Here is an 18,073-nt window from a genome sequence, read left to right on the forward strand (position 1 = left end):
TTGACAGGGCCGCTGATGTCGACAATCGGACTGTCCGGCCATGCCTGACTTGGGGTGGCGGAGAGGGGCAGCAGCAGCGCAGATGAAGCAAGGGAAGTCAGGCCGAAACAAAGGGCTCGGTGAGACATGAGGCGGGGAAGGTTCATCTGGCTCACGTCCGTTTTTTCGTCGCGGAGGGATCAACCTACGTGCTAGCCGACATAGTGACCAACCGGGCAATGGGTTGCTTCGGGATTCATGGAGCGCCTGCAAGTGGGGCACACCTTGACCTGCCCCGAGCTTGTCCCGCGGAGAACGCCCATGAGCCCTTTGAGTGATCGACCCACGTTGCGTTGAGCCTCCGGGATGGTTTCAAAGGTGCTCCGCTCCACCGGTGCGCTATGGACCTTCGGTGGCGGAGGCTTCTTGCCGAGCAGCAGGTCTTTGAGTCTCATTCTTCCTCCACGGGCAATCCCCCCTTCATCTGGTCCGGTCCCCTTCCTTCCACAAAGAGCAAGCAGGCGCCTTCTCCCCGCCGCGGAATGTGTCGCGCCCCTCGTTCCTGACGATGACCGAGTCGACCTTCTCCTGCATCACGCCGTCCGGCCAGCAAGTACGCTTGTCGACTGTCGCTCCGTGGAATGTGGTTCCTTCAGCGTCGATGACCGCGCGGGTGAGGTTCGCACTCTGCAGTTCGGCCCCGTCGAGGTGAGCACCCGTCAAATTTGCTTCATAGAAGTTGGCGCCGATCAGATTCGCGCCTTGGAGCTTGGCTCCGGTGAGGTCGGCCCCGGTCAGGTCGGTATCCCGCAGCTGGGCATTGCGCAGATCCGCTCCCCTGAGGTCAGCGTTGTGCAGTTCCTTGGCGCTGAAGTTTATTCCCGCGATGTCGTGATCTCCAGGTGTGAACCCCGGGATGCTCGCGGCGATTTCGACATTCGCGCGCCACGCCGCATACTTCTGACTTTCCCCAAGCGCCTGCTCCAGGAAAAGAGCCGATACCCCTACGGCGATACCGGTGATCAGCCCGCCCCCTATGCCGGCCAGCACTTCGATTCGGGGTTCCCGCTCCGGCTCCCTGACGGCCATCCGCCATGCGAAGATTGCACCCGCCGCACCGAGAATGCCGAGGAAAATCAGTACCCCGAGCAGAGCCCACCCTGTGTCAGGCACGGGGATCATCCCCAATACGAGCGATCGGGCGAAACTGCACCACTTCCTCTCTACGCCTTCCCCCATGTGATCGCAAACGCTGCACATCTCGAATCAACGGGTCTTCACATAGCCCAACATCTCTTGGAGGGCGCAGTTCAGGGACCGCATCGGGAGAACCCGAAACGGCCCCTGACAGCGTGGCGCAAGGGTGTTGTCGGTGCTGTTGTGGGGTCAGGAGGACTGGTCCGTGAGGGTCGCCGGGTCCGACAGGCCGGCCGCGCCCGTTTCCACCTTGCCCGCGAAGCGGCGCAGGAAGTCCGGGGCCTCGGACGCGGTGACCGTCACGTCGTACCAGCGCCGCGTGTTCTTCAGCGAGACGCTGTACGTGACGGTCGCGCCCTTGGCGACCGTCAGGCGCTTCGGCCCGCCGCCGTAGGAGTTGGTGACCGTCAGGGTGGCCGTCGACGCCCCGGCGTTGGTGACGGTGAGGTCCAGGTTCCCGGTGGTGGCGTTGTGGCGGGCGGTGACCTCGGGGCCGGGGGTGGTGCCGGGGTTGCGGAAGGCGCGCAGGAAGCCGTTGGGGCCGTGCACCGTCAGGTCGGTGACCCCGGCCGAGTACGCGGTGTTCCAGGTGTCCCCGATCGACTTGCCGGCCTCGGTGGTGTACGTCCACGGCGCGTCGGTGCGGTTGCCGGAGGTGACGTAGAACTGCGCGCCCAGGTCCGGGCCGCCGCTGAACGTCAGCCGGAACTTGCCCTCCGCGACGAGCGCCGCGCCGTCCACGTACGGGGCGTACTTCAGCGCACGCGTGGGACGCAGGCCCTTCTCCTGGCGCGGCATGACGCCCACGGCCGGCGGGGTGGCCCGGAAGTCGGGGTGGCGCTCGCGGTCCTGCGGGAACCAGAGGCCGGTGTCGGGCAGCGGGGCCGGGCCGGTGTCCTTGCGGGCGAAGTCGAAGGCGGAGGTGAGGTCACCGCAGACGGCGCGGCGCCAGGGCGAGATGTTGGGCTCGGTCACCCCGAACCGCTGCTCCATGAAGCGGATGACGGAGGTGTGGTCGAAGGTCTCGGAGCAGGAGTAGCCGCCGGTGCTCCACGGGGAGACCACGAGCATCGGCACGCGCGGGCCCAGGCCGTACGGTCCCGCGACGTAGCCGGGCTTGCCGGGGAAGACGTCCAGGGCGGTGGGCGCGGTCGACAGGCCCTGGGCGGCACTGGCGGGGGCGTACGGCGGGACGACGTGGTCGAAGAAGCCGTCGTTCTCGTCGTAGGTGATGAACAGCGCGGTACGGGCCCACACGTCCGGGTTGGAGGTGAGGGCGTCCAGGACCTGCGAGATGTACCAGGCTCCGTAGTTGGAGGGCCAGTTGGAGTGCTCGCTGAACGCCTCGGGGGCCGCGATCCAGGAGATCTGGGGGAGGGTTCCGGCCGCGACGTCGGCGCGCAGCTGGTCGAAGTAGCCCTCGCCGGCCTTGGCGTTCGTGCCGGTGCGGGCCTTCTCGTACAGCGCGTCGCCCGGCTCGGCGCCCCGGTAGTTGTTGAAGTAGAGCAGCGAGTTGTCGCCGTAGTTGCCGCGGTAGGCGTCGTTGATCCAGCCCCAGGAGCCGGCGGCGTCGAGGCCGTCACCGATGTCCTGGTAGACCTTCCAGGAGATCCCGGCCGTCTCCAGCCGCTCCGGGTAGGTGGTCCAGCCGTAGCCCGCCTCGGCGTTGTTGAGGACCGGGCCGCCGCCCTTGCCGTCGTTGCCCGTGTGGCCCGACCAGAGGTAGTAGCGGTTGGGGTCCGTGGAGCCGATGAACGAGCAGTGGTACGCGTCGCAGATGGTGAAGGCGTCCGCCAGGGCGTAGTGGAAGGGGATGTCCTCGCGCGTCAGGTGGGCCATGGTGGTGGCCGTCTTGGCGGGGACCCAGTTGTCGTACTTGCCCTTGTTGAAGGCGCTCTGGCCGCCCGCCCAGTCGTGGTTCAGGCCCTGCAGGAACTCCATGCCGAGGTCGTCGGACGGCGGGCGGAAGGGGAGCGTCTCCTTCGTGCCGTCGGACTGGTGGAAGACGGACTTGCCGCTGGGCAGGGTCACCGGGCGCGGGTCGCCGAAGCCGCGGACGCCGCGCAGCGCGCCGAAGTAGTGGTCGAAGGAACGGTTCTCCTGCATGAGGACCACGATGTGCTCGACGTCGGCGATGGTGCCGGTGGTGCCCTGTGCGGGGATGGCGGCGGCGCGGGCGATGCTGTCGTTCAGCATCGTCAGAGCGGTGGCGCCGCCGGCGAGCTGCAGGAAGCGGCGGCGGTTGAGTTCTGCCATGGCGGGAACGACCTCTGCGGTTGAGGGTGGTTGAGCGCCCTCAGCAGAGCGCGCCCGGGGTACCGGAGGGGGAGCCTGGCGTGACGGCGGCGCATACGCCAGGCGAACGGCAGTCGGATTCCGGCGGAGTTCGGCCAGAACTCGCCCGCCCGCCCGGCCGCCCGGCCGCGCCCGCCCGCCCGCCCCCCGCCCGGACGTGCACGCCCGCTCGCCCGCGCCCGTCCCCGCAGGGGTCCGCTCGCCCGCGCCCGCCCCCGCAGGGGTCCGCTCCCCGGCCCGAGGCGGGGTGTCGCCCGGCGCAGCGGCTCCCCTACAGTGCGTGATGACCGCACCCGGTGCCGCCGAACAGGAGCACGCCCGTGGCCGCCCACGCCCGCCCCGGCCCCCTTCCGAGCCCGTCCTCCGCCGGCCGCCGGGTCCCCGAGCTGGACCCCGGCCTCGTGGGGGAGTGGCGGGACGGCGGGGGCGAGCTGATCGACCTCTTCGCCCAGACCCGCCAACGGCTGGGCGGGGTCGCCGCGTTCCGGCTCGGGCCCCGCCCGACCGTCCTGGTGACCGGCGCCCAGGCCGCGCAGCACGTGCTCGCGCTCCATCCGGACCGGTACGTGAAGCGCTCGCACCGCGCCCGGCTGCTGATCGGCGACGGGGTCCTTGCTGCGACGGGCGAGGCCTGGCAGCGGCAACGCAAGCTCCTGCAGTCGCAGTTCACCGGCCCGGGCATGCGCCGGTACGAGCAGCGGATCGCCGGGGCCGCCCGGACCACCGCGGCGCGCTGGGCCGCGTACGCCCGCAGCGGGGAGGTCCTCGACGTCGGCGAGGAGATGCGCCGCTTCGCCCTGGACACCATCTGGCGTTCCCTGACCGGGCACCCCCTCGACCCCGCCACGGAGCGCGAACTGGCCGCCGTACCCACCGTGGTGGCCGCGCTGCCCCAACTGCCCTCCGACGGCGCCGCCGCCCGGCAGGCCGTCTCCGCCGAGCTGGCGGGCATCGACGCCATGGCGGCCCGCGTCATCGCCGCCGCCCGCGCCGGCGAGACCGGACCCGACGGCCCGGGCCTGCTGCACGTCCTGCTGGACGCGGCCGGAACGCGCCCCGAGTACACCGACCGGCTGATCCGCGACGAGCTGGTCACCCTGCTGGTCGCCGGTCACGAGACCACCGCCACCACCCTGACCTGGCTCTACCTCCTGCTGGACCGGAACCCGCGGGCGCGCGAGCAGGCCCTCGCCGCGGGCGCCGAAGGGTCGCCCGAGCGACGGCAGGCCGTCCAGGCGCTCGTCAACGAAACGCTGCGCTTCTACCCCTCCGCGTGGATCCTGCCGCGCTGCGCCGAGCGGGACGACGTCCTCGCCGGGTACGAGATCGAGGCCGGCACCGACGTCATCGTCTGCCCGTACCTCACGCACCGGGACCCCGGACTGTGGGAGGACCCCGGACGGTTCGATCCGGGGCGCTTCACCACCCCCGGCCGGCGCCCCGCCCACCCCGGGAGCTACTTCCCCTTCGGCATCGGGCCCCGGGCCTGCCTCGGCCTGCAGTTCGCCCTCCGCGAGTCGACCGCCCTCCTGGAGCGGCTGCTGCCCGCGCACGTCCCGCGCTTCCGCTCGCTGCCCGCCCGGGCCGTGTACGGCCTCACCGTCCGCCCCGACGGCCCCACCCCCGCGGTTCTGGGGGCCGGTTAGGCCCCGGCTCTGCGAAAAACGCTTGGACTGCGCGGGTGCCGTCGCGGGAGACTGCCAATCCTGTCCTGTAGGTCCGGCAAAGCAGGGTTGGGATGGAATTGCCTGAATCGCGCAAAGGTTCGCCGGGCAGGGGCCCGGTGCTCCTCGCCCTTCGTTATTACGGACGGGAGCTGGCCCGCCTCAAATGGCTGACGGTTCCCGCGATGCTGCTCCCGGCGCTGGGCAACATCGGCATCGACTACATCGCGCCGCTGGTCGTCGCCAAGCTCGTCGCACGCATCGCCGAGGGCGGCGCAAAGGCCACCGGCACCGCCGCCGGTACCGGTTTCGACATCGGCCCGATGCTGCCCTACGTCCTCGGCTTCGCCGCCGTCCTGCTGCTCGCGGAAGGGCTGTGGCGCCTCGGACTGCACTGCCTCAACCGTCTCGACGCCCGCGGCATCGAGCAGCTGTACGTGATCGGGATGGACGAGCTGTTCGCCAAGGACGCCGCGTTCTTCCACGACAACTTCGCCGGGTCCCTGACCAAGCGGGTGCTGAGCTTCGCCTCCCGCTTCGAGGAGTTCGTCGACACGCTGACGTTCTCGCTCGTGGGCAGGTTCGTACCGCTGATCTTCGGATCGGTGGTGCTGTGGCACTACGAACCACTGCTGGTGGTGGCCCTGTTGGTGCCGATCGTCCTGACGGCGCTGTGCGTGGCCCCCCTGATCCGCCGCCGCCAGGCGCTCGTCGTCCAGCGGGAGGCGGCGATCGCCCGCGTCTCGGGCCACGTCGCCGACAGCCTGATGAACATCGACACGGTCCGGGCGTTCGCCGCCGAGGACCGCGAGGCCGCCGAACACCGCTCGCGGGTCGCCGAGTCGCGGCGGCTCACGCTGCGCTCGTGGGACTACGGCAACCTGCGCATCGACACCATCGTCGCGCCGATGTCCGTGCTGACCAACGCGCTGGGCCTGCTGCTGGCCATCGCGCTCGCCGGCAGCGGCCGCGGGGTGGAGGCGGTCGTGGTCGCCTTCGCGTACTACTCCAGCGCCACGCGCATCATGTTCGAGTTCAACCAGATCTACCGCCGTCTGGAGAGCTCGATGACGGAGGCCGCGCAGTTCACCGAGCTGCTGCTGACGCCGCCGACCGTGCTCGACCCGGTGTCGCCGGAACCGCTGCGGGCCGCCGGGTCCGCCGACGTCCGCTTCGAGCGGGTCACCTTCGCCCACGGGGGCGGGAAGCCGCTCTTCGAGTGCCTCGACCTGGCCGTGCCCAGCGGGTCGAAGATCGGGCTCGTCGGCCGGTCGGGCGGGGGCAAGACCACCCTCACCCGGCTGCTGCTGCGGATGACGGACGTCGACTCCGGCCGGATCCTGATCGGCGGCCAGGACATCAGCCGGCTGTCCCAGGCCGACCTGCGCAGCATGATCGCGTACGTGCCGCAGGACCCGGCGATGTTCCACCGGACGCTGCGGGAGAACATCGCGTTCGCCCGGCCGGAGGCCACCGAGGCCGAGATCCGCCGTGCGGCGGAGGCGGCGCACGTCACGGAGTTCGCCGAGGGGCTCGTGGACGGTTTCGACACCATGGTCGGCGAGCGCGGGGTCAAGCTGTCCGGCGGACAGCGCCAGCGGGTCGCCCTCGCCAGGGCGATCCTGCGCGACGCGCCGATCCTGCTGCTCGACGAGGCGACCAGCGCCCTGGACTCGGAGAGCGAGATCCTCGTGCAGGAAGCGCTGTGGCGGCTCATGGAAGGGCGGACGGCGCTCGTGGTCGCGCACCGGCTGAGCACCGTCGCCGGCATGGACCAGCTCGTGGTCCTCGACGGCGGGCGGATCATCGAGCAGGGCACCCACCAGGAACTGCTCGCCTCGGAGGGCGCCTACGCGAAGCTGTGGCAGCACCAGTCGGGCGGCTTCCTCGACGACGCACCCGCACGGTCCGACCTGCACTGACCTGCGCGGATCTGCACGGCTGAGCCACACGGGTGAATGCCCGGCCCCCGATTGCGGCACCGTGCGGGCGCACCGAGACTGGATCCGCGTGTGAACGGTCATGGAACGGCGGACGATGGGATCCGGTATGTCTGATTCTGCGAACAGCTACGCCTGCACGGCGGGTGCTCAGGACTTCACCGCCACCGCCCATCGGAACAACGGCGAACGTTGGGTCACGGTGGAAGGCACCTGCTCGTGCAACACCGCAGGATTCAAGCTGGAGTTGGAACTCGCGACTCCACCCGTCGTCGCCGTCCCCGACGAACTCCATCTGAACCTGACGGAGAAGGCGCCCGACGGGCTCGCGGCCGCCGTCGTCACCGACACGCCGGTGAAGGGGAAGTTCCGCATCAGCGACGAGGTGGAGCGGGTCCTGATTCGCAACAGAGGCTTCAGCGTGCCGGTCAAAGAGGGATAGGCACGCTGGTGCCGAGCCGCGTCTGTGACGGTAGGTAGTTCACCGGTATGGCCGCGGACGCCGAAGGGCTCGCCGAAGGGCGCGAGGCCCCGGGCAGGCGCCGGGCGATACGGGCGGTGCTGACCGGTGTGGTGGCGGTGGGCGCCGGGCTGGGGTCCGGTTCCCGCTTGACCCCGAACGTCGTCCGCGCCGCGGGAGCGGCGGCGTCGCGGCCCACCTCGCCCGAGACCGCGCTCGGCGCCCTGGTGGCGGGGAACGCGCGCTGGCGCACCTACCACGAGAGCCATCCCGACCAGACGCGGACGGTGCGTCGGACCCTGGTCGCCGGGCAGCACCCGTTCGCCGTCGTCCTCGGCTGCGTCGATTCCCGCGTTCCCCCGGAGCTGGTCTTCGACCAGGGCCTCGGCGATCTGCTGACCGTGCGGTCGGCGGGCGAGGTCCTGGACGAGGCGGTGCTCGGGAGCATCGCGTACGGGGTCCTGGAGCTCGGCATCCCGCTGATCGTCGTCCTCGGGCACCAGTCGTGCGGGGCCGTCGCCGCCGCCGTGCGGGCCGACGAGGGGGGACCGCCGCTCCCGGGCCACATGCAGTACCTCGTCGACCAGATCCACCCCGCGATCGACCGGACGCTCCGGGGAGCGGCCCGGATCGACGCGGCGATCACCGCGAACGTGCGCCGGGTGCGGTCGCGGCTGGAGGCGGAACGAGAGCTCGCGGCCAGGGTCGCGGCCGGAAAGCTCGCCGTCGTCGGGGCCCGGTACGAACTCACGAGCCAGCGGGTGCGCGGGATCCGCTGACCGGCCCCCAGGTCGACCCTTCCGGGCACGAAACCCCGTTCGTCAGCGCCGGGTTGACCGGCCCGCACATCCGGGTGATCATTTCCCGCCCGGGCCGCTTTCGGCGTCCGGGCAGACGGCGGGCAACGAGAGTTGACCCATGATCACGGACTCTTCCCCCACGCCCGGCTCCGCGGACGACCCCACGCCCGGCCCGGCGGCGACCGGCGGCGCGCCGGCGCCCGCGCCCGGCTCCGCCCGGCGCCCCTCCCGCCGTACCGTCATCGCGGGAGCCGTCGCCGTCGCGGGCGCCGGCGCGCTGTCGGTCGCCGCCGCGAACGCCGGGACCCCGCAGGCCCCCTCCGGCTCCGCGCGCCCCGACTGGGACACCTGCCTGACCATCGCCCGGGCGATCCTCGTACGGGACGAGGACGACCAGCCCCTGGTGCCCCATTACGCGGACGTCCTGCTGAAGACCGGTCTGCCCCGGTCCCGCAGCCGCAAGAAGGTGCTGATCGTGGGCGCCGGGCCGGCCGGTCTCACCGCCGCCCACCTGCTGCGCGAGGCCGGTCACCAGGTCACCGTCATCGAGGCCAACGGCAATCGGGTGGGCGGCCGGATCAAGACCTTCCGCACCGGCGGCCACGAGAAGTCCGACGCCGCCTTCGCCGACCCCAAGCAGTACGCCGAGGCCGGCGCCATGCGCATCCCCGACAGCCACCCGCTGGTCACCGGGCTGATCGACAGCCTCGGCCTCAAGCGCCGGCGTTTCCACCTGGTCGACGTCGACGGCTCCGGCCGCCCCGCCTACCGTACGTGGATCTTCGTCAACGGCATCCGGGTCCGCCGCGCCGACTACGCGCGCAGCCCGCAGGCCCTCAACCGCTCCTTCGGCGTCCCCGCGGCCTACGAGTCCCTGCCCGCCGCCCAGATCGTGCGCAATGCCTTCGCCCCCGTGCGCAAGGAGATCGAGGGCAAGAAGGACAAGGCGCTCGTCGAGGGCTGGGCCCACGTCATCCAGCGCTACGGCCACATGTCGATGTACCGCTACCTGACCGAGGAGGCGGGCCTCGACGAGCGCACGATCGACCTGATCGGCACCGTCGAGAACCTCACCTCCCGGCTGCACCTCGCCTTCATCCACAGCTTCATCGGGGCCTCGCTGATCAGCCCCGACACCGCCTTCTTCGAACTGCCCGACGGCACCGCCACCTTGGCCGACGCGCTCTACGCCCGGGTCGAGGACGTCGTGCGGCTCGACCGCCGTGCCACCCGGATCACGCACGGGGAGGGCAAGGTCACCATCGACACCGTCTCGGAGGGCCGCGACGGCGCCGTCCGGCGCGAGAGCTTCACCGGTGACACCGCCATCGTCACCGTCCCCTTCTCCGGACTGCGGCACATCCCGATCGCGCCCGCCCTCTCCTACGGCAAGCGGCGCGCGATCACCGAACTGCACTACGACGCCGCCACCAAGGTGCTGCTGGAGTTCAGCCGCCGCTGGTGGGAGTTCGACGAGGCCGACTGGAAGCGCGAACTGGAGGCCGTGAAGCCGGGCCTGTACCGGAACTACCAGGTCGGGCGGACCCCGGCGGACGGGATCCTGCTGGGCGCCCACCCCTCCGTACCCAAGGGCCACATCTCCGAAGCCCAGCGCGCCCACTACGCCGCCTGCCGCGCCACCTCCCGCGACCAGCCCGAGGCGGCCCACGTCATCGGCGGCGGCTCGGCCACCGACAACCCCAACCGGTTCATGTTCCAGCCCTCCTACCCCGTCGAGGGCAGCCCGGGCGGCGTGGTGCTCGCCTCCTACAGCTGGTCGGACGACGCCCTCAAGTGGGACTCCCTGGACGACGCGGAGCGCTACCCGCGGGCGCTCGCCGGTGTCCAGGAGGTCTTCGGGCAGCGGATCGAGGTGTTCTACACCGGCGTCGGCCGCACCCAGTCCTGGATGCGCGACCCGTACGCGTACGGCGAGGCCTCCGTACTGCTGCCCGGGCAGCACACCGAGCTCTTCCCGCACGTCCGCAAGGCCGAGGGGAACCTGCACTTCGCGGGCTGCCACACCTCCATCAAGCCGGCGTGGATCGAAGGAGCCCTGGAATCCGCGGTACGGACCGCCCTGGAGGTCCACTCGGCGCCCTGACCGGCCGTACGGAGACTCCCCTCGGCCCGCCCCGCCCCGCCCGGCGGCTCAGCTTTCGGCGAGCACGATCAGCCAGTCGTGCTCGCCGAAGCGGACCCGCTCCCGCTTGTCGGGATTGAGCCGCACCCCGAAGTCGGGGCCCGTGGCGGTCCGCGCGCGCAGCCGGTAGCCGACCGCGCATTCGCCGCGGCGGCGCGCCGACTCGACGAGGGTGGCGAACGCCACCTCGCGGCCCGTCCGGACGTAGTCGCAGACCGGCTTCAGGTAGAGCTCGTTCCCCTCCGCCCGGAAGAGCTCCTCGAACACGTCGGCCAGGTGGTGGTTCTCCGAGATCTGGGTCATGAGGAGACTGATGAGCCGGCCGCTGACGATGAAGTCGGCGCCCTCGCGGGCGGGGGCCAGCAGCCGGTTGCCGTCGTCCGACATCTCGGTGGTGAGCGAGAGCTCCCGCTGCGCGTCCCCGCCGATCGCGCGCAGGTGCAGCAGCGTGACCAGCGTGCGGTCGTCCGTCCCGGCGTCGGTGTCGGTGGCCGCCTCCGTCCCGGCCGCCGGCTCGCCGATGACGATCACGCTGTCGTACGACGGCACGTCCAGCTTGGCCAGGACCTGGGGATCGGTGATGTCCCCGCTGTGGAAGGACACTTCGAGGCGGCTGCGCACCGCGGCGGCCTCGGGGCGTGCGTGCAGGGTCGTTTCGCCACCGAGGGCCACCACGTCCAGGGTGGTTCCGGGGCCCACGAACTGGTCGAGCTGTTCCAGGACGAGCGGGGCGCGGCGGTTCCAGCCCAGGAGGAGCAGGCGTTCGGGCAGCGGGGTCCTCGGGCGGGCCGTTACGATGGCGTCCTCCTCGACCCAGGCGGCCGCGTCCTGCGGCACGGCCGTGTCGTCGTCCTCGGAGATGAGGACGATCCGGTCGCCCGCGGTGATCGCCGTACCGGGGTCCGGGTTGAGGACGACGCCGGTGCCGTCTCCGCGCAGCAGGCCGACCACCGAGGACGTGGTGAACGCCAGAAGGGCCTCGCCGAAGGTGCGTCCGGCGAGACCCTCGGCGGCAGCGGTGTAGAACTCGTCGCCCGCGAAGTCCAGCAACTCCTGGTAGACGAGGGAGAGTCCGGGCTGGCGGGCGGTCTGTACGAGGAGCCGCGCGATGATGTCGTCGACGCACAGGACGTGCCCGCCGGGCCCGGCCGCCAGCCGGGCGGTGAGGTGGTTGCGCGTGTCACGGACGGCGGCGACGACCACCGCGTCACCGGGGCCGGGGACCGCCGCGTCGAGGGCGAGCAGGGTCTTCACCACATGGGCGTCGCCCGTCTCCCCGGCGGGCGGCAGCACGAGCACGGCCTTCGCGGTCTGCGGGCTCACCCGGGCCAGCACCGTGGGATCCGTGGTGCGGCCGCTGCGGCAGATGATCCTCGTCGTGCCGGTCCTCGCCACGGAGGTGGAGATCTCGTCCTCCATCTCCACCTTGTCCATCGGGGCGAGGACGGCAATGGCCGACCTGCGCTGGTTCGCGTTGGCGGCCACCAGCTCCCCGATCACCGGAAGGATCTGATCGGACCACCCGAGGACGACGGTGTGCCCCGCCTCCACCACGGTGGAGTGCCCGCGGCGCAGCGCCATGATCCGCTCGTTGATGCCGGTGGTGATCAGGCTGACGAGTGTCGACACGAACAGCAGGGCGACCAGGGCGAGCGTCACCGAGGCGAGCACGTAGACGGGGGAGCCGACCGCCCCGCCGATCTTGAGGGTCTGCCCGACACTGACCCACACGGCCGTGAGCCGCCCGGAGAGGGTCGTCGGAGCGCCGCGGTCGGCCCAGACGAGCACCGTGCTCGCCGGGATCACGACGGCGAGGCAGGCCAGGGCGAGCCAGCCGATGAGCGCGGCGGTGCCCCCTGCCACCAGATGGTCGAACCGGTACCGGAGGCGCAGCCGCAGGGACTTCGTGTGCTGCTGTGCCATGCGGACTCCCTCGTCTTCCGCGCTGCTAACCCACGGGAGTCCTCCCGGTTACGGGTGAACCCCCCTATGAAGGGGACCGCAGGGCCGCGATGACCTCGTCGGTGCTGCTGACCTTGCCGATGCGCGGGAAGATCTTGCCGAAGGTGTGGGCGTGGGAGTCGGGGTCGGTGTCGGCGGTGGCGTCCTCCGCGAAGACCAGGTCGTAGCTGAGCTCCCAGGCCGTACGGGCGGTGGACTCGACGCCGGCGCTGGTGGAGATGCCGGCCAGCACGATCCGGTGGATGCCGCGGCGGCGCAGCTGGAGGTCGAGCTCGGTACCGGTGAAGGCGCCCCAGTGCCGTTTGGTGACGACCGCGTCGCCGAGGGCGGCGAGCTCGGCGGGGATCTCGGAGAACGCCGGGGGTGGGGCGGCGGCCGGACCCGGGCGGTCCACGTTGGAGGTGGGCAGATCGCCGCCGTCGGGGGACCAGGCCACCTTGACGAGGACCACGGGCAGCCGGTGGGCGCGGAACGCCTCGGCGAGCGCGATCCCCTTCTCGAGGATCTCGGGGGCGGGCCGGGCGATGGGCATGCCCAGGATGCCCGTCTGGAGGTCGATGAGGACCAGGGCCGTGTCGCCGCCGAGGGTGAGGCGGTTCGGGTCGTCGGTCATGGGGCCTCCGTCGGGAGCTGACGTACTGGACATGTCCGAAGATAAGGGACGTGAAGTGGGGTCTGTGGGCAGGCTCCACGGTTCCGCCGCCGTGCTCACCGACCACCCCTCGCCCCCTAGAATGGGAACGTGAGTACGAATACGGGGGAATCCCGGCCGGCCCTGACGCCGGCGCTGACCGGGGCGGAACTGCTGCGCTGGTACTGGACGCTGGCCGAACTGAGCGCACTGGCACGCCGGATGGGCCTGTCCGCCGGAGGCGGCAAGGCCGCCGTCACCGCCCGGCTCGCCGCCGCGCTCGACGGTCTGCCCGCGCCCGCCGCCCCGGCGGCCCCCGCACCCCGCCGCGCCGGACGCCCGCTCGTCGCCCCCGTCGACGGCTCGACCGTGATCCCGCAGGGGCAGCGGTGCAGCCAGGTGCTGCGGGAGTACTTCGTACGGGAGATCGGTCCCGCCTTCCACTTCGACGCCTTCATGCGGGAGTACGTCGCCCAGCACGCGGGGCACACCCTCGCCGAGGCCGTCGCCCACTGGCACGCCACCCGCGCGCAGGCGGCCGAACCCCAGGAGGTGGGAGCCCAGTTCGAGTTCAACCGTTTCCTGCGCGACTGGCACACCCGGCACCCCGACGGAGCCCGCGCCGAGGCCCTGGCCGCCTGGCGGGCCCACCGGGCCCGCCCCCGCGACTGACGCGGACGGGCTCCGGGGCGGCAGGCTCCGGGCGGGGGCGCCGGGAGCCTGACTTGAGGATTCCGCCGACCCTGCGTCGCGGACATACTGATCGCTGTGAAGAGCGAAGACGACACCGCCGGGGACCCCGGCAGCACCGACAGCACCGACAGCACGGTCCTGCTCCACGTCGAGGGCCGGACCGGGGTGGTCACCCTCAACCGCCCCAAGGCCCTCAATTCCCTCACCCACCCCATGGTGCTGCGGATCGACGAGGCGCTCGCCGCGTGGGCGGCGGACCCCGCCGTCCACCAGGTCCTGATCCGCGGGGCCGGGGAGCGCGGGCTGTGCGCGGGCGGGGACATCCGGGCCATCCACGACGACGCCAAGGCCGGGGGCAGCGCCTCGGCGGAGTTCTGGCGCGACGAGTACCGGCTCAACGCCCGTATCGCCCGCTACCCCAAGCCGTACGTGGCCCTCATGGACGGCATCGTGATGGGCGGCGGCGTCGGGATCTCCGCCCACGGCACCGTCCGCATCGTCACCGAACGCTCCCGCATCGCCATGCCCGAGACCGGCATCGGCTTCGTCCCCGACGTCGGCGGCACCCACCTGCTGTCCCTGGCCCCCGGTCAGCTCGGCACCCACCTCGCGCTCACCGCCACAACCGTGGGCGCCGCCGACGCGCTGCTGTGCGGGCTCGCCGACCACTTCGTACCGGCCGACCGCCTGCCGGAGCTGGCCGCGGACCTCGCGCGTGACTCCGTACACGAGGTGCTGGAGCGGTACGTCGCCTCCGCGCCCGGCGGCGTGCTCAACGGCCACCGGGAGTGGATCGACCACTGCTACGCCGCGGACACGGTCGAGGAGATCGTGGACCGGCTGCTCGCCCAGGGAGTGCCCGCCGCCAAGGAGGCCGCCGAGGCGATCCTGGCCAAGTCCCCGACCGCGCTCAAGGTCACCCTCGCCTCGCTGCGCCGGGCCGCGGCCCTCGGCTCCCTGGAGCCGGTGCTCGCCCAGGAGTTCCGCGTGTCCTGCCACGCCCTGCGCTCGCCCGACCTGGTCGAGGGCATCCGGGCCCAGGTCGTCGACAAGGACCGCCGCCCGCGCTGGTCGCCGGCCGGCCTCGCGGAGGTGTCCGGCGCGGACGTGGAACGGTTCTTCGCCCCGCTCGGGGAGAACCGCGAACTGCGCCTGCCCGAGGGTGGTCTCAGCCGCGGCTGAGCCGGACCTCCAGCCCGTCCAGGACCCGCTGGAGCCCGTAGTCGAAGTTCTCCTCGCGCATCCGCGCCGGGTCCATGCCGTGCTTCGCCGCGGCGTGGTCATGCGTCAACGGGTGCTCCTCCAGGGCCTCCTGGGCCGCGGGCAGCAGCGACTCCAGCCACTGCGCCTCGCTCTTCCCGCTGCGGGCGAGGAGGGAGAGGTAGGAGGCCTCGCTCGTGGTGGCGCCGATGACGTAGGAGATGACCGCCTTCATCGCGAGCTCCGCCTCGCCGGACGGGAAACCGGCCGCCTGCGCCAGCCGCAGCATCCGCTCCGACAGGCGCATCAGGTTCGGGCCGAGGTACGCCAGCCCGACCTGGCCGAGGACGGAGGCCACCCAGGGGTGGCGCAGGACCATGTCGCGCAGGCTGTGACCACTGCGCGCGAGGGCCTCGCGCCACGCCCCGGGGTCGGTGATCTCCGGCACCTCCAGCTCGCCGTAGACCTCGTCCACGACCAGCTCGATCAGCTCGTCCTTGTTGGCCACGTGCCGGTAGAGGGAGGTGGCGGCCGCCCCCATCCCGGTGCCCAGCTTGCGCATGCTCAGCGCCTCGATGCCGTCGGCGTCGAGCATGCGCACGGCCGCCGCGACGATCTGGTCCCGGCTGAGCGCCGGCTGCTGCTCCTTGCGGCGCGGGCGGGTCCAGACGGAGGGGACCGGGGAGGCGGCGGACGCGCCGGAACTCTGCTGCTTCTCGTCGGCTGGCATACCACCACCCTAGCGCAGACGCGAACGCCGTACGCATCACGCGTACGGCGTTCCTGGCGTTCCCGGCGTGTGCTGTCGGGTGCTAGCCGGAGACGGAGGCGGAGACGTACTCCCGCAGGTGGCGGGCGGTCAGGGTGTCCGCTTCGGCCACCAGGCGGGCCGGGGTGCCCTCGAAGACGACCTCACCGCCCGCGTGTCCGCCGCCGGGGCCGATGTCGATCAGCCAGTCGGCGTGCGCCATCACCGCCTGGTGGTGCTCGATGACGATCACCGAGTTCCCGTCGTCGACGAGCCGGTCCAGCAGGGCCAGCAGCTTGTCGACATCGGCCATGTGCAGGCCGGTCGTCGGCTCGTCCAGGATGTACGTGGAGGCCTTCTCCGCCATGCTGATGGCCAGCTTGAGCCGCTGCCGCTCGCCGCCCGACAGGGTGTTGAGCGGCTGGCCGAGCCGCAGGTAGCCCAGGCCCACGTCGGCGAGGCGGCCCAGGATGGCGCGGGCCTGGCCGGTGGTGAAGAAGTCGTGGGCCTCCGTCACCGGCATGTCGAGGACCTCGCTGATGTTCTTGCCGCGCAGCCGGTAGGTGAGCACCTCCGGAGTGAACCGCTTGCCCTCGCACTTCTCGCACACCGAGGCCACGCCCGCCATCATCGCCAGGTCGGTGTAGATCAGCCCGAGCCCGTTGCAGTGCGGGCAGGCGCCCTCCGAATTGGCGCTGAACAGCGCCGCCTTGACCCCGTTGGCCTTGGCGAAGGCGGTCCGGATCGGGCCGAGCAGCCCGGTGTACGTCGCCGGGTTGGAGCGGCGCGAGCCGCGGATCGCCGACTGGTCGGCGACCACCACCCCGTCCCGGCCCGCCAGGTAGCCGTGGACCAGCGAGCTCTTCCCCGAGCCCGCGACACCGGTCACCACCGTGAGGACGCCCAGGGGCACCTCCACGCTGACGTCCTTCAGGTTGTGCAGGTCGGCGCCCTTGACGGAGAGCTGCCCGGTCGGGACGCGCACCGACTCCCGCAGCCGCGCCCGGTGTTCGAGGTGCCGGCCGGTCAGGGTGCCGGAGGTGCGCAGCCCCGCCAGGTCACCGGTGTAACAGAGCTGCCCCCCGGCCGTGCCCGCGCCCGGTCCCAGGTCGACGATGTGGTCGGCGATCGCGACGACCTCGGGCTTGTGCTCGACGACCAGCACGGTGTTGCCCTTGTCGCGCAGCCGCAGCAGCAGGTCGTTCATGCGCCGGATGTCGTGCGGGTGCAGGCCGGTGGTCGGCTCGTCGAAGACGTACGTGATGTCCGTGAGCGAGGATCCGAGGTGGCGCACCATCTTGACCCGCTGGGCCTCGCCGCCGGAGAGGGTCCCCGAGGGGCGGTCCAGGCTGAGGTAGCCGAGGCCGATCTCGACGAGGGAGTCGAGCAGCCCGCGCAGGCCCGCCAGGAGCGGAGCCACCGAGGGGTCCTCGATCCGTGCGACGAAGGCGGCCAGGTCGCTGATCTGCATCGCCGCGCACTCGGCGATGTTCACCCCGTCGACGCGGGAGGAGAGCGCGGCCGCGGAGAGCCGGCTGCCGCCGCAGTCCGGGCAGTCGGCGAAGACCACGGCGCGGTCCACGAAGGCCCGGATGTGGGGCTGCATGGACTCGCGGTCCTTGGCCAGGTACGTCCGGGTGATCTTGGTGATCAGGCCCTCGTAGGTGAAGTTGTTGGGGCCGACCTTCACCTTCACCGGCTCCTTGTGCAGGAAGTCGGCCCACTCGCGCTCGGAGAAGTCCTTCAGCCTCGTGTCGGGGGAGTAGAAGCCGGAGTTGGCCATCACCTGCCAGTACCAGGAGTCCACGGCGTAGCCCGGGACGGTGATCGCGCCCTCCTTGAGGGAGAGTTCGCGGTCCACGAGCTGGTCCACGTCCACGTCGGAGACCTGGCCGACGCCCTCGCAGCGCGGGCACATGCCCTCGGGGTTGTTGAAGCTGAAGGCGCTCGCCGTGCCGATGTGCGGGGCGCCCAGCCGGGAGAAGACGATCCGCAGCATGGTGTAGGCGTCGGTGGCGGTGCCCACCGTGGAGCGCGAGCCCGCGCCCATCCGCTCCTGGTCGACCACGATGGCGGCGCTCAGGTTGTGCAGCCCGTCCACGTCCGGCCGGCTCAGGCTCGGCATGAAGGACTGGACGAAGGCGGTGTACGTCTCGTTGATCATCCGCTGTGACTCGGCGGCGATGGTGCCGAAGACGAGCGAGGACTTCCCCGAGCCGGAGACGCCGGTGAAGACGGTGAGGCGGCGCTTGGGGATGTCGAGGGATATGTCCGCCAGGTTGTTCTCCCGCGCTCCGCGGACCTGGATGACCTGGTGACTGTCGGCGGCGTTCTGCACGGAACTCCTCGGGTGGCGGCGTC

13 protein-coding genes are annotated in these 18,073 nt (G+C 71.6%); 7 read left to right on the top strand and 6 right to left on the bottom strand.

The genetic code is table 11. The annotated features are described in order from the left end of the window. Positions 1 to 459: 459 nt before the first annotated feature. Positions 460 to 1,152, bottom strand: a complete 693-nt coding sequence (locus AB0D29_RS06510) for a pentapeptide repeat-containing protein (RefSeq protein ID WP_362852445.1) — start codon at positions 1,150 to 1,152, stop codon at positions 460 to 462. Between the two features lie 213 nt (positions 1,153 to 1,365). After that, complete coding sequence (locus tag AB0D29_RS06515) at positions 1,366 to 3,432, bottom strand: phosphocholine-specific phospholipase C (protein ID WP_362852446.1); 2,067 nt, start codon at positions 3,430 to 3,432, stop codon at positions 1,366 to 1,368. 359 nt (positions 3,433 to 3,791) lie between these two features. Here AB0D29_RS06515 and AB0D29_RS06520 point away from each other — a divergent pair, with 359 nt between their 5' ends. The 5 genes from AB0D29_RS06520 to AB0D29_RS06540 all read left to right on the top strand — a co-directional run bounded on the left by AB0D29_RS06520 (position 3,792) and on the right by AB0D29_RS06540 (position 10,439). After that, a complete protein-coding gene (locus AB0D29_RS06520) occupies positions 3,792 to 5,117 on the top strand; it encodes a cytochrome P450 (RefSeq protein WP_362852447.1) in 1,326 nt (441 codons plus the stop codon). 92 nt (positions 5,118 to 5,209) lie between these two features. Then, the gene (locus AB0D29_RS06525) at positions 5,210 to 7,057 is read left to right on the top strand and encodes an ABC transporter ATP-binding protein (RefSeq protein WP_362852448.1); all 1,848 of its coding nucleotides are present in this window, start codon (positions 5,210 to 5,212) and stop codon (positions 7,055 to 7,057) included. A 127-nt stretch (positions 7,058 to 7,184) separates the two neighbouring features. After that, entirely contained in the window at positions 7,185 to 7,517 is a 333-nt protein-coding gene (locus tag AB0D29_RS06530) for a hypothetical protein (RefSeq protein WP_362852449.1), read from the top strand. Between the two features lie 47 nt (positions 7,518 to 7,564). After that, a complete protein-coding gene (locus tag AB0D29_RS06535) occupies positions 7,565 to 8,314 on the top strand; it encodes a carbonic anhydrase (protein WP_362852450.1) in 750 nt (249 codons plus the stop codon). Between the two features lie 139 nt (positions 8,315 to 8,453). Continuing rightward, complete coding sequence (locus AB0D29_RS06540) at positions 8,454 to 10,439, top strand: FAD-dependent oxidoreductase (RefSeq protein WP_362852451.1); 1,986 nt, start codon at positions 8,454 to 8,456, stop codon at positions 10,437 to 10,439. 48 nt (positions 10,440 to 10,487) lie between these two features. Here AB0D29_RS06540 and AB0D29_RS06545 read toward each other — a convergent pair whose 3' ends face one another. Both AB0D29_RS06545 and AB0D29_RS06550 read right to left on the bottom strand, forming a co-directional pair. Continuing rightward, on the bottom strand, positions 10,488 to 12,401 hold the full coding sequence (locus AB0D29_RS06545; RefSeq protein WP_362852452.1) for an NAD-binding lipoprotein: 1,914 nt from the start codon (positions 12,399 to 12,401) through the stop codon (positions 10,488 to 10,490). 64 nt (positions 12,402 to 12,465) lie between these two features. After that, positions 12,466 to 13,053 (bottom strand): isochorismatase family protein, encoded by a 588-nt coding sequence (locus AB0D29_RS06550; protein WP_362852453.1) that lies wholly within the window; start codon positions 13,051 to 13,053, stop codon positions 12,466 to 12,468. Positions 13,054 to 13,182: 129 nt separating this feature from the next. On the opposite strand from AB0D29_RS06550, the gene AB0D29_RS06555 reads away from it, so the two are divergent. Continuing rightward, positions 13,183 to 13,743, top strand: coding sequence for a DUF6434 domain-containing protein (locus AB0D29_RS06555; protein ID WP_362852454.1), 561 nt, complete (start codon positions 13,183 to 13,185; stop codon positions 13,741 to 13,743). 96 nt (positions 13,744 to 13,839) lie between these two features. Continuing rightward, positions 13,840 to 14,946, top strand: coding sequence for an enoyl-CoA hydratase/isomerase family protein (locus tag AB0D29_RS06560; protein WP_362852455.1), 1,107 nt, complete (start codon positions 13,840 to 13,842; stop codon positions 14,944 to 14,946). Here the strand turns inward: AB0D29_RS06560 and AB0D29_RS06565 are convergent. Beyond that, on the bottom strand, positions 14,933 to 15,694 hold the full coding sequence (locus tag AB0D29_RS06565) for a TetR/AcrR family transcriptional regulator (protein WP_362852456.1): 762 nt from the start codon (positions 15,692 to 15,694) through the stop codon (positions 14,933 to 14,935). The two genes, AB0D29_RS06560 and AB0D29_RS06565, sit on opposite strands and share 14 nt — an antisense overlap. A gap of 82 nt (positions 15,695 to 15,776) precedes the next feature. Beyond that, on the bottom strand, positions 15,777 to 18,050 hold the full coding sequence (locus AB0D29_RS06570; RefSeq protein WP_362852457.1) for an excinuclease ABC subunit UvrA: 2,274 nt from the start codon (positions 18,048 to 18,050) through the stop codon (positions 15,777 to 15,779). Between the last annotated feature and the right edge of the window lie 23 nt (positions 18,051 to 18,073).

The organism is Streptomyces sp. NPDC048424, from assembly GCF_040651555.1.
Lineage (GTDB): Bacteria > Actinomycetota > Actinomycetes > Streptomycetales > Streptomycetaceae > Streptomyces.